Genomic DNA, 13,036 nt, shown 5'->3' with positions numbered 1-13,036 from the left:
AAACCCCTAAGCAGCGAGATCTGATGCGTCCTGATAGGACGCCATAGGACGGGTAGCGCCCGCGACCGTGGTCACCAGATCGCGAACGCGGGAGAACGTGGCAGTGACCACCTCGTTGGCACGGCTGTAGTCGACATCGCGCTCGTAGAGCGAAACGAGCGCACGGCCCATGCCATAGGTGCCCGCGGCAGCAGTGAGCGCCTTGACGGCAAACCCAATATGCGGCGTCTGCTTGACAAGTGCGCGGGTGACCGCTCGGATCACAAGACCGCCGGCAAGCACGCCCGCGACCTCGTAGCCGCGCTCAGGCTTAATGCCGCGTCCAAAGACGGCAGCGAGCTCAAAGAGCATGCCCACCTGCGCCAGCGCCATAACGGGATAATCGGCGCCCGGCAAAAACACCAGCGCACCGGTCGCCATATTGGTGAGCGCGCACGAGGTGATGATACGATTGGCCGCAGCGATGCGCATGAAGGCAAAGTTCGCCGCAAAAGCCGTTTCCTTGTCGGTGCGATCGAGAATCCAGCGGGCAAGCGTCTCGAGCAGATACGTCTTATCGGTTGCCGCTACCACGCCGAGCATGGGCGTAGACTCCTCGATAAACGGCACCTCCACAGCAGACTCGGCAAGCACGCACACGGGCGCGCCGGCGATCACGAGCTCCTGCACGGCACTCTCCAAGCGGTCGGAACCACACGAGAGCACCAGCACCACATCGGTATCGGTCTTTGGAGCAATTCGCTCCTCCCCCAGACGCTCGACGCGCACAATGCCCGAGGTCGTCTGCGGCACAAAGGCGTCACGCACCGTCTCGGCCAGAAAGCGCGAGGCGGACGAATCCAGATAGACCGAGACGCGCACAGGTGTATCGGAATCCTTCTTAACGGACGCGCCCATCTTAAAAGCGCGGGTCAGCTTATCTACGGGAATTTTCATGGCAAACCCCTCCAGCGGTTACGCGGCGCCCGAACGATGCCGCCATATGGATTGTACGATACCCACCGTCAGCAGCTGAATCATCATCGAAGACGAACCGAAGCTAATAAATGGGAGCGGAATACCGGTAATCGGCATCACGCCGATGCACATGCCGATGTTTTCGAAGGTCTGGAACGCCCACATGCCAACGATGCCCACACACGAAAGACGCAAAAACAGCGACTCACACTTAAAGGCGACGCGAATCGTCGAAAAGATCAGCAGCACGTAGAGGCACAGGAGCAAAAAAGAACCGCAAAAACCAAAGGTCTCGGACAGGAAGGCGAAGACGAAGTCGGTGTGGAACTCAGGCAGAAAGCCGCCGGCCGACTGCGTCGCATGGCCCAAACCCTTACCAAAGAAGCCGCCCGAGCCAACGGCGATAAGCGACTGCTGCAGGTTGTAGGCATCGTCCGAATCGGCATTATCGGGGTCGATAAAGACCGTCAGACGGTTCATCTGATACTGCTTGATGAGCACATCGTGGCCGAGCAACGAATCAAAGACCGAATCGAGCGCCAGAACGAGGGCCACCAAGCCCACGAGCAGGGCCAGAGTCGACAGCACCCATTCGCGGCGTGCACCGCTCATGCAGATGACGATGGCGCCCGAAACAAGCACGACCAGGCCCGAGCCCAGGTCGCCCATGGCAACGACGGCCAAAAACGGAATGGACAGCATGCCGCAGAGCTTGACGTAGTCGCGAACGGTATCGATGCGACCGTTATATTGCGAGCCAAGCGTAGCAATAAAGAAGATGGTGATGAGCTTGGCAAGCTCAACCGGCTGGAATGTCAAGCCGATACCGGGAATCTTGATCCAGCCCGTCATGCCCAGACCGCCCGTATAGGACAGGCCCGGAATCTTGGGCGAGAAGATCACGATCAGGTCGATGACGAGCAACGCCGTCGAGAAATTGGAAATACCGCGCAAGTCGGTACGCCAGACCAACACCGCCAGCACCGCCCCGATGCCGATTCCCAGCAGATGGCGTGAGAACGAGGCATCGGCCTTAAACTGCGAAGCCGACCAGATGATGATGGCACCGTAGGCGACGAGCGCCACAGTAGCCACGAGCACACCGATATGCACCTTTTGGCGAAACGTGCCGCGCGAGGCCGAAAGTTGCTTGTTGACGCGGTCCAGGCTGCTGCGAGAGCCGGTCTTGGTTGAACGGAACAGATCCGCCGGAGAAAAATCCATCGCAACCTCCTATCGAACCGAAGAATCGCCCGAGGCCGAAGAGGTATCGGGCTCGTCATAAATCACGCCGAGCACGTCGCGCACGACATGCATCGCGGTATCTGAGCCGCCGCCGCCCTGCTCCAGGACAGTAGCGATGACATACTTGGGGTCATCGGCCGGCGCATAGGCGCAGAACCACGCGTATTCGTCCTCGCCACTTTTCTCGCCCGTGCCCGACTTGCCGTATACCTGCGGCGTCAGGGTGCCAAAGTGCGCCGCCAGGGACGTCGATGCCGTGTAAATCACGTCGTGCATACCGTTGCGAACAAGAGCCAAATCCGAATCGCTGTTGATCTTGGCCTCCAGGCGCTTCTTCTTGCCCTTGCCGTTGTACTTATAGGCATCGCCGTCGCCATCGCGCGACACGGCAGACAAAAACACGTGAGGCACGTACTGTTTGCCGCCGTTGGCAAGACCCATATAGGCGCACGCCATCTGCAGGGGCGTCACCAGGATATCGCCCTGGCCGATGGCGATGTTGGTCATATCGCCGGCATTCCACTTGCGGTCCTCGGCAGAGGCGTCGGTGAAGTACGACTCTTTCCACTCGGCATCGGGAATACGGCCCGCGCCCTCACTCGGCAGATCGATACCGCAGGTCTTGCCTAGGCCCCAGCGACGAAAGACCTCCTGCAAGCCCTCGGGATGTTGCTCGTCATAAAAGAACGCCTTACCCATGTCGTAGAAGACGGGGTCGCACGAGTTGGCGATACCCGACTGCAGCGTCATGGTGCCGTGGCCAGACGTCAGCCAGCAGCGCTTGCCCCAAGCCTTGCCCAGACCCGTCCAATAACCCGTGCAGTTGGTTGTCTGCGTTGAAGTGTAGGTTCCAAACTCAAGACCGGCCAGTGCCGAGAGCGGCTTGATGGTCGAGGCCGACATGTACTGTCCGCTAATGGCGCGGTTGAGCAGCGGGTGCGAACCCTTGTCATCATTGAGCTCGGTCCACACGTCATTTGAGACGCCGCCGATAAAGACGGACGGATCGAACTTGGGCTGGCTCGCCATGCCCAGGATCTCGCCATTGTTGGGATCGAGACACACCACAGCGCCGTTGCCGGCATTGCTGTAGCCAGTGGTCTTGGCAAGCTCGATAGCGCTCGCCAGCGCCGTCTCACAGGCCTGTTGGATCTTAAGGTCGAGCGTGAGCTTAATGTCGGAGCCGGCCTTCGCGGGCACGGCGCCGGCCTGACCGGTCACATTGCCCGAGGCATCGACCTTGACGGTCTGCTCGCCACGAATACCCTGCAGCAGGTTTTCGTAGTAGCTCTCAACGCCCGCCTGGCCCACGATATCGCCCGACTGGTACGTAATCTTGCCAGCAGAAGCATCATCATCGCCAGAGGTTTTCTTATTCTGGGCCTCGAGCTGCTCGGAGGTAATCGTGCCGGTATAGCCCAAGATATGGCATGCCGTCTCGCCGTATGGATACTGGCGCTCGGTACGCTCGGCAATCTTGACGCCCGGGAACTCGCCGGCGTGTTCCTTGATATAGGCAACCGTGGAGCGACGGACGTCCGTCGCGATGGTATGCAGGCTCTGAGCGCCCTCTGTATTGTCCTGAATATTGCGAAGGACCGCCACATAAGGCATTCCAAGCACGTTGGCAAGATGGCGAACCAGAACCTCATCCTCGGCAAGGTCGCGGTAGGCCACGACAGCAAGTGAGGGACGGTTCTGGACAAGCGCCACGCCATTGCGGTCGAGGATGCGGCCGCGCACAGCGGGTGTGGTAACGGTGCGAGTCTGATTACTATTGGCCTGCTTCTCGTAATAGTCCGACGAGACCATCTGCATGCCCCACAGCTTGACGGCAAGTGCCGCAAACATCGCGCCCACACCCGTGGTGAGGATGGAAAAGCGGCCCTTAAAGGCGGTCGCCGCGGTATTGCCCTCGCCCTCGGTGGCGCGCGGGGCCGTTCCATGCTGTGTATCGTAGGTAAAACGGGAATCGCCTCGACGCATGATGACCAGCGCGACCACGATGGCCACAACCAGCACGATACCGGCGATAATAACCGTCATCTGGGAAGACATCTACGGGCCTCCCCTATTTGAGCTTGCGGGTCTTGGGCTTAAAGCGCATACCCGTCTGGCGTCCGCCACGTGCGGAGAATCCATAGCCGGACTGCGGCACGACGCCGGACATCAAAAACGGAATGGCAACCAGACCCGTCAGGATCGAGGACGGCAGCGCATGGCCGAAGATCGCCACGACAAAGCTCGTCTCCAAACCCATAAACAGCAAGATGATGCTGTAGATCACATTAATGACGAGCGCAAAGGCGCCCACGGTGACGCCGCGCGCACTCGGGGTACCGCCCGTCTGACCGACGGCGCTGTGCACCAGGGCAAAAGAACCCACGGTCAGCAGGAGCGACATAACGCCCACCGGCACGGCAGCGGACAGGTCATAAAACAAGCCGCTGCAAAAACCGCACACGACGGCACGGGTCGGGTCGCCCGAGAACACGCTTAGGCACACCAGGATAATCATGAAGTTGACGCGACCTCCCGCAATGGAGATCTGCGGTGCCAGGCCTGCCTGCAGCAGCACACACACAATGGCGGCGATTACAAACGTGCGGGAGCTCATCCCCTGCTCGTGTAGATCCATGGACATGCCCCCTATTCGCTCGAGCCAGAATCGGTCGTCTCGGACGTGTCGGAACTGTCATCCGAGCTCTCGTCCTTCGTCTTGGTCGCAGCATCGCGCGACGTTCCCTGCGGCGTGCTGTTGGCCGTGCTCACGTCCTCATCCGAGGCCGACTGTTCGTCGGTCAGCGAGGTGATGACCAGCACTTCCTCGTTGTTCTCGGCCGTGGTCTGAGCGCGCACCACAATGGTGTAGTACACGTCGTTTGCCGATTTCTCAACCGACGAGACGGTGCCAAGCGGAAGGCCCTTGGGGAACACGCCACCGATGCCAGAGGTCACGATGATATCGCCAACCTTAACATCGGAGTCGACGCTCACGTATTCAAGACGCAGCGTGCCGTCAGCCTGACCCTGCAGCATGCCCTGGGCGCGCGTGTCCTGCACCATAGCGGACACGCCCGAGTTCTCGTCGCCAATCAGGCGCACGGTGGACGTCTTGGCCGAGACTTCGATGATCTGGCCGATAACACCGGCCGAACTCGTCACAGGCATGTTGATGGTAAGGCCGTCGGCAGAGCCCTTGTCGATGGTTACGGTCGAGGTCCAGGCATCGCCCGAGGCACCAACGATACGAGCAGCGGTCGATTTGAGGTTGTAGGTCGACTGCAGCCCGACCAGCCCCTCCAGACGCTCGGCGGTCTTTTGAGCCTCGGAGAGCTCAGCAACCTTAGAGGTCAGCTCCTCGTTTTGCTTCTTGAGCTCGTCGAGCGTGTCCTGCGACGCCGTAAGGTTAGAGAACACGTTGCCAATGACATTGAAAGGAGCCGCCACAGCCGAACCCACAAAGCGCACCGGCGAGGTAATCGTCGTTACGCCCGAACGCACGGCATGAATCGGTCCCGCCTCGCCCTCGCGGATGTAAAACGTGAGCAGCAACACCGAAATCAGGCTGAAAACAATCAACGGGCGCATACCCGTTGATTGTCGCTTGGTATTCAGATTTGTGGAGAAACCCGAAGATCGTGCCAAATGGAATCCACCTTTTGGAAATTAAGCATTGGTCTGGACGAAGCCACCATCAAACGCATTGGCCTCGAGCACGCGGGCACAGCCGTTAACGACGTTATCGAGCGCCGTGGGGCTGACGTTGACCGAAACACCGGTCTCATCGCGCAGGCGTACGTCGAGACCGCGTAGCAGAGCGCCACCACCGGTCAGCAAAATGCCGTAGTACATAAGGTCAGAGGCAAGATCGGGAGGCGTAGCGTCGAGGGCGTCCTTGACGGCCTTGGCCATCTCGTCGAGCGGCTTGTTGAGCGCGCGACGGATCTCCTCGCTCTCGATGCGCACAGTCTTGGGCAGACCGGTGATCACGTCGCGGCCGTTGACCTCGACGTCGAGCTCGTCCTTGAGCGGCACGGCGGAGCCGACCTTGATCTTGATGTCCTCTGCCGTACGCTCGCCGATGGCCAGGTTATAGGCATCGCGAACGTGCGTGAGGATGGCCTGATCGAACTCGTCACCGGCAATACGGATGGACTGCGAGACGACGATGCCTCCCATGGCGATAACGGCAACCTCGGTGGTACCGCCACCGATGTCGATGACCATGGAGCCGGTGGGTTCCTCGACGGGCAGATCGGCGCCGATAGCGGCGGCCATAGGCTCTTCGATCAGATAGGCCTGGCGAGCGCCGGCCTGGATCGTGGCCTCAAAGACGGCACGCTTCTCGACCGACGTGACGCCGGAGGGAACGCAGACGACAACGCGCGGACGCGGGGTCCACGGATAGCGCTTCTCGGAAGCCTTGTCGATAAAGTAGCGAAGCATGGCTTCGGTAACATCGAAGTCGGCGATGACGCCGTCCTTCAGGGGACGAACGGCCACGATGTTGCCGGGCGTACGGCCAAGCATGCGCTTTGCCTCGATACCGACCGCCAGGATGCGCTCGTCGTTCTTGTCGATGGCGACGACGGAGGGCTCACGAATGACGATGCCCTTGCCGCGCACGGAGACAAGCGTATTTGCGGTGCCGAGGTCGATGGCAAGATCGCCCGCATAGCTACCGAAGAACATATCCATCAAAGAAAACAACGCAACTCCTGATGTGTTGGATGATTGCTGGAAAACTACTAGCTCATCATACTAGCGCAAGCCCGGCACCTCACTTGCGGTGAAGCGCCGGGCAAAGCTAAATCTCATAAGGTCACTACTGGTTGTCAGCAGCCGAGAAATCCATATCGAGCGAGGAAACGGCCCAGCCGATATGGTTGTCGGAGCGCACGAATTTGACGGTGTACTCCTGCTCGCCGCCCTTGGACAGCGATGCCTTCACCTTAGCGGTCGTCTCGGTCATGGACTGATCCATGCCCTCGACGGACACGGTGGCGCCCTGCGGAATCGAAGAGATGATCATCGACTTGGCGTCCTCGGACAGACTCGAGGCCAGGCAAGACTCGGCCTTTGCGGTGTCACCGTCCCCGGCAGCCTGGAACAGATCGGAAACGACAGACTCCTGAGACGGGAAGCCAAAGCCGCGCGTGTAGGCAAAGCCCAGACCGCCCGCGGCGATCAAAATGAGCAGAAGCAGCACGATGAAGACTTTGAGACCCGTGTGGCGATGGCGACGACGGACCTTGGCCTGCTTACGATCCTGACGGTCCTGCTGGACCATCTCGGACTCGGACAGCGTAAAGAAGCCGGTGTCCGAGGGATCGGGCATAAACTGACCGGTCGCGCCCGTAGGATCGAGCGGATCGACGGCAGGAGCGTCCATCGCGGGCGTCGGAGCCGTGGCCATAGCCGTCTGGGCAGACAGCGCGGCAAGCGAATCGTGCACGCGGGCAAGCTCATCGGCCTGCTCGGAGGTGAGCTGGTAGATGCCATCTGCAGTAGCGGCGTTAAAGGCGTCGAGTGCGTCGGAGGGACGGCCGGCGGCAGAAAGCGCCTGACCCATGCCGGCGTTGAGCGCACGCGTGTCGTCGCGGGGGCCGGCAAAGTCGATAGCCGTGCGGTAGGTCTCCACGGCATCCGCCGGACGGCCAAGCTTAATGAAGCAACGACCAAGCTCGCCCAGTGCGGCGGCAGGAGCCGGATTGGCGCCGTCGATGGCAGCCTGACGGAAGGCAGTACCCGCGTTGGCATAGTCGCCCGACTGGAACAGCGCGTTACCCAGGCCCAGATAGGCCTTGAACGGCGTGGCATAGGAAGCATCCTGCGTAGCAGCAGAGAACGCCTGGGCGGCCGTCGTGTAGTCGCCCACGGCGGCGAGTGCCTTGCCGCGGTTGGTGAGCAGCGCGCCGCGCTTGCCGTAGGTGCCGTCATTGAGGGCAGCGGCGTAGGCCTCGGCGGCCTCGGCATACATGCCCAGGTGCATCAAGGCGTTGCCACGAAGGTGATCGGCCTCGCCCATAATCTCATCGGGAGTTTTTGCCGCCCCAAGCATCTGGGCTGCAGCGGAAAAATCACCCGCGCGGTAAGCGGCGCGGCCCTGTTGGATCAGCTGGCTATTCAAGGAAGTCCCCTTTACTCGTGAACGATCTCGACATGGACGATCTCGTCGCCGGCACGCAGCTGCGAAATCACATCGAGACCCTCGACCGTGGTACCAAAGACGGTGTAACCGGAATCGAGGTTATGCTGGGCACCCAGGCAGAAGTAGAACTGCGAACCCGCGGAATCGGGGTCCATGGAGCGTGCCATGGCAAGGGCACCATCGACATGGCTGTTGCGCGGATTGGTGGCAAACTCGCCCTTGATGCAGTAGCCGGGACCACCGGTACCGGGCATGCCGTCAGGGCCCTCAAGACCGGCAGCGACGTCGGCGCCGGACATATCGCGGGTATTGGGGTCGCCGCCCTGAATGACAAAGCCGGGCACATAGCGATGGAACTTAAGGCCATCATAGAAACCCATCGTGGAAAGCTCGCAGAAGTTCGCGACATGAATGGGAGCGCCCTCACCGTCAAACTTGACCTTGATGGTACCCTTCGACGTCTCGATAACGGCGCACTCGTCGCCGGCAAGCTGATACTCGGGCGTGTAGAGCTCTTTCTTAAAACCAAACATGTGGTTCCTTCCTCGTGCGTTTAAAGCATATTTGTACGAATTGTAGCAATAAGCATGCGCTTACATCAATTGCGCACGTAGGTTATGCCGACTATGGCGAACTAATTTTAGGAACGCTGCTGCGGCTTCCAGGAGCCCACATTGGCGTCGTACTGGTTCAGCGCGCTGTTGCCGCTCTGCGCGATGGGCGCCAGGATCTCGCTTTGGTGGGAACTCATCGACTCACCATCAGGAATGGCCAGCGAGATATCCCAGCTCTGGCAGATCACGTCGACACGCTCGTACATCCACTCGGCAAGCTGCTTTAAGTGGGCGATGTCGTCCGCATAGACCGTATCGTCCTGATACTTAAGGTTGTTGAGCTCATCTTGCGTCTTTTTGATCTGGTCGCGCAGGGCGTAGGCACTCTGCGACAGCTCCTGACGGGTGGACAGCGGCGTTCGGAGATAACCGTTGTTAAAGGAATCGATGACCTCGCCGATCTGGTCCTCGTCACCGTAGGACACGATGGTCTGATACAGACCGTCGAGCCTGGTATAGAGCCGATCATCGGTCAGCACGGTTTCTTCCTGGACCACCTCGGCAGAATCGTCTTGCTTGGTATCGTCCTCAGTCGCCTCGCCCTTTTGGCGCGTGGGGAAGGTCGTCTGCGCAGCCTGGCCAAACTGGTCGTAGAAGGCAGGCATGACACCCATGGGATCGGCCGTCACGAACCAATAGGCACCGCCGCAAACGACGGCAAGGACCGCGATGACGATGAGCGGCTTGGGGATATGACGCTTGTGCTTGTGATAGGCGTCCTCGTCGGGATGCACCTTGCGCTTGGGTTTTTGAGCATCGTCATGCAGGGAAACGGGCGTGGGAATATCGACCTTGGGGATACCGAAATCCTTATCGAAAGCCGGCAGCACGCAGGTCTCGTTAGGATCGGCGGCGTCCGAAAGAACCGCGGCAGCCGAGGCGGGCGCATGAGGCACCTCGGTATCGATCTGCTCTTGCGTTAGGCGCGGAAAGCCCGCTGTGCGGCCCGCTGCCAGGTCGGATGCGGCCGCGTCCTCGGAGAGGATACCCGGAGCAGGGCGTCCGCATTTTGGGCACGTGCGATCATGCGGAGAAAGACGGGCACCGCAGCCCTCACAGAACACGAACTCGGTGTGCTCGGGACCATCGCCCGGACCCACATAGGCGTTGCAGTAGGGGCAAAACGAGGCGCCGTCCTCGATAGTCTTAAGGCAATGCGGGCAGATCACGGCATCCTCTTTTCGAAGCAATTCAAACAATCGAGGTTAGAGCATAACATCGCCACGGCCCCACAGGAACAAGGCACCAATTCAACATCGGCAGGGCGCGTAGCTACTTCTTCTTTTTGCTTGGCATCGAGACTTTGATGCCTTGGGCGGACTTGGTCACGCGAGAGCGCTTGGCTCCGGTACCCTTCTTTTTCTTGGGCTGGGCCTGAGCCACGCCCTCGAGTGCACGGGCCTCGGCCTCGCGAGCGGTGCGATCTTCGCGGCGCTGCGCCATGTCGGCGGCGACGCGCTTGGCAAAACGTTCGGCCGTCGAGCCCGTCGAGCTCACCTTGCCGCCACCGCGACCCAGGCGGACGCGCACACCGCGGCCAAAACCAGTTGCGGCACGACGACGACGCGGCTTGAGCGAATCCATCATCGTGGCGAGCTTAAAGAACACCGAGCAGGTAAAGACCACGATGACAGCCAAGATAACCATCTGGCCCATCGACAGGTTGGCAATAGACAGCAGCTCCGGGAATCCGATAACGCCCACCAGGATGCCGGCTACTACAAACACAAAAAGCACCACACGTAGGGGCGTGAGAGGCTGCGAGATGCGCCAGATCAGGCTGACGCTCGCCGCGCACGACGTAAGCAGGCACATCGTAGACAGCGTGAGCTGGCTAAAGCCAAACACGCGCGCCACAAAGATATCGAGCGCCGCAGCCAGAATGACCGCAATCGACGCCGGCAGTGCACGCTTGAGTACATTCGTCAAAAACGCACCCTTCATGCGAGCATTGTTGGGCTCCAGGCCCAACACAAAGCCCGGCGCGCCGATGCAAAAGAAGTTGATGAGTGTCATCTGGATGGGCTCGAAGGGGTACGGCGGCAGCGCAATGCACAGCGCCGCCAGCCCCATCGAGAACAGCGTCTTGGTCAGGAACAGCGAGGCCGAACGCTGCAGGTTGTTGATGGAGCGACGGCCCTCGGCCACCACGGCGGGCATCGAGGCAAAGTCGTTGTCGACGAGTACGATCTCGGCCACATTACGCGCGGCATCGGAGCCGGCCGCCATGGCGACGGAGCAGTCGGCCTCCTTGAGCGCCAGCACGTCGTTGACGCCGTCGCCCGTCATGGCCACGGTGTGCTCGCGGCGCTTGAGCGCCTGCACGAGCTCGCGCTTCTGCTGCGGGGTCACACGACCAAAGACATGGTAGCGGTCCACTGCGGCATCGAGCTTGGCAGGCGTATCGAGCGTCGTGGCGTCCACATAAGCGTCCGCCCCCGGCACGCCCACCACGCGCGCGATCGACGACACCGTACGCGGGTCGTCGCCACTGATCACGTTGAGGGTCACACCCTGCTCGTTAAAGTAGCCGATGGTCTCGGCCGCCGAGGTACGAATCTCGTCGCGGATGGTCACAAAGCCCACGGGCTCGGCCTCGCCCACCATATCGCCATCGGGCGTAAAGCCGTCCACGCGCGCCACCACGAGCACGCGGCAGGTATCGGCAAGCTCGGCGACACGGTTCTCGACCTGCGGAAACACACGATCAGAGAGCACAAACTGCGCCGCACCCATCACATAGGAGCCCTGCGCAAACGACGCGCCGCTCCACTTTTTGGAGGACGAGAACGGAATGACCGACAGCGGCTCAGACACCTCGACCGGGCGATCGGCGTAATAGTTGAGCAGCGCCTGGCAGGTCTCGTTGGCATCGGCCGAAGTCGCACGCGCGACGTTAGCCAGCGCAAAATCGAGCACCGTGGTATCGGCGGGAACGACCGCCTCGTCCGAGCCGGCGCCTAGGCTAACGCCCTCAACCGGCAGCGGATACGTGCCCTCGACCTCCATGCAGCCCGACGTGATGGTGCCCGTCTTGTCCAGGCACAGCACGTCGACGCGAGCGAGCGTCTCGATGCAGTAGAGCTGCTGCGCCAGCACCTTGCGGCGGGCCAGGCGAACCGTGGCGATGGCGAGCACCGACGAGGTCAGCAGCACCAAGCCTTGCGGAATCATGCCCAGCAGGGCGCCCACCGTGGACAGAAGCGCCGACGAAGGCACATGGCCAGCCAACAGCTCGGAGAAGCACCACGAAAGCGCGCTATCGCCCGGGGTTCCCGCGGCATCCCACAGCTCGCTCACACTCGAGGCAAACAACGCCAAACCGAGCGGGATCATGATGATGCTCGCAAAGCGCACGATGGCGTTAAGCGCGTTCATGATCTCGGAATTGACCTTTTTGACGTACTTGGCCTCGTTATTAATTTTGGCCACATAGTTGTCGGCGCCGACATGAATCACGCGGGCGCGCAGCAGGCCCGAGTCGATAAAGCTGCCGCTCATGAGCTCAGAACCGGGCTGTTTCTTAATAAGGTCGCTCTCGCCCGTCAGCAGGCTCTCGTTCACGAGCGCCTCACCCGAAACCACCACGGCGTCAGCGGGAATCTGGTCGCCGCGCCCCAGGCGGATGATGTCGTCGAGCACGATCTGGTCCAAGTCGAGCTCCACCTCGACGCCGTCGCGCACCGCGATGGCCTTCTTGGAGGTCAGCAGCGTGAGCTTATCGACCATCTTCTTGGAACGCATGGACTGAATGACGCCAATAGCGGTATTGAGGAACACCACGAACAGGAACGTCAGATTCTTAAACGAACCGGTCAAAATGACCAGGAACGCCAAGATCACGTTGATCAAATTGAACAGCGTGCAGAGGTTCTCGATGATGAGCTCTTTGACCGACTTGGTCTTGAGCTCCATGTTGCGGTTGATCTTACCGGCGGCGATGCGCTCCTCGACCTCGGCGGTTGAGAGTCCGCGCTCGATATCCGTTGCTGCCATACCACGTCCCATCACGTCGCGTCGGTATAAGAAAAACCGCCCGGACCATGCGAGGTTCGGACGGTCTTAC

10 protein-coding genes are annotated in these 13,036 nt (G+C 60.6%); all 10 read right to left on the bottom strand.

Going from position 1 to position 13,036, the window contains the following annotated elements:
* Window positions 1-6 precede the first annotated feature (6 nt).
* A complete protein-coding gene (locus I2D57_RS02015; protein ID WP_006236071.1) occupies window positions 7-936 on the bottom strand; it encodes a YcjF family protein in 930 nt (309 codons plus the stop codon).
* A gap of 18 nt (window positions 937-954) precedes the next feature.
* A complete protein-coding gene (locus tag I2D57_RS02010) occupies window positions 955-2,181 on the bottom strand; it encodes an FtsW/RodA/SpoVE family cell cycle protein (RefSeq protein ID WP_195361297.1) in 1,227 nt (408 codons plus the stop codon).
* Window positions 2,182-2,190: 9 nt separating this feature from the next.
* A complete protein-coding gene (gene mrdA, locus I2D57_RS02005; protein ID WP_138374980.1) occupies window positions 2,191-4,260 on the bottom strand; it encodes a penicillin-binding protein 2 in 2,070 nt (689 codons plus the stop codon).
* A 13-nt stretch (window positions 4,261-4,273) separates the two neighbouring features.
* The gene (locus I2D57_RS02000) at window positions 4,274-4,840 is read right to left on the bottom strand and encodes a rod shape-determining protein MreD (protein WP_022094761.1); all 567 of its coding nucleotides are present in this window, start codon (window positions 4,838-4,840) and stop codon (window positions 4,274-4,276) included.
* 11 nt (window positions 4,841-4,851) lie between these two features.
* Complete coding sequence (mreC, locus tag I2D57_RS01995) at window positions 4,852-5,793, bottom strand: rod shape-determining protein MreC (protein WP_195361327.1); 942 nt, start codon at window positions 5,791-5,793, stop codon at window positions 4,852-4,854.
* 78 nt (window positions 5,794-5,871) lie between these two features.
* Complete coding sequence (gene mreB / locus I2D57_RS01990; protein ID WP_006236061.1) at window positions 5,872-6,903, bottom strand: rod shape-determining protein; 1,032 nt, start codon at window positions 6,901-6,903, stop codon at window positions 5,872-5,874.
* Window positions 6,904-7,030: 127 nt separating this feature from the next.
* Entirely contained in the window at window positions 7,031-8,335 is a 1,305-nt protein-coding gene (locus I2D57_RS01985) for a tetratricopeptide repeat protein (protein WP_229055572.1), read from the bottom strand.
* Window positions 8,336-8,346: 11 nt separating this feature from the next.
* Entirely contained in the window at window positions 8,347-8,889 is a 543-nt protein-coding gene (locus I2D57_RS01980; RefSeq protein ID WP_006236059.1) for a peptidylprolyl isomerase, read from the bottom strand.
* A gap of 107 nt (window positions 8,890-8,996) precedes the next feature.
* Complete coding sequence (locus tag I2D57_RS01975) at window positions 8,997-10,139, bottom strand: zinc ribbon domain-containing protein (protein ID WP_195361296.1); 1,143 nt, start codon at window positions 10,137-10,139, stop codon at window positions 8,997-8,999.
* A 103-nt stretch (window positions 10,140-10,242) separates the two neighbouring features.
* Window positions 10,243-12,966 carry an HAD-IC family P-type ATPase gene (locus I2D57_RS01970; RefSeq protein ID WP_195361295.1) on the bottom strand — a complete coding sequence of 908 codons (2,724 nt, stop codon included), beginning with the start codon at window positions 12,964-12,966 and terminating at the stop codon, window positions 10,243-10,245.
* Between the last annotated feature and the right edge of the window lie 70 nt (window positions 12,967-13,036).

The sequence above is a fragment of the Collinsella aerofaciens genome (genome assembly GCF_015553355.1).
GTDB classification, from domain to species: domain Bacteria; phylum Actinomycetota; class Coriobacteriia; order Coriobacteriales; family Coriobacteriaceae; genus Collinsella; species Collinsella aerofaciens_V.
Note: the sequence above shows the minus strand (reverse complement) of the source record. Positions and strands in the feature narration are given on the sequence as shown.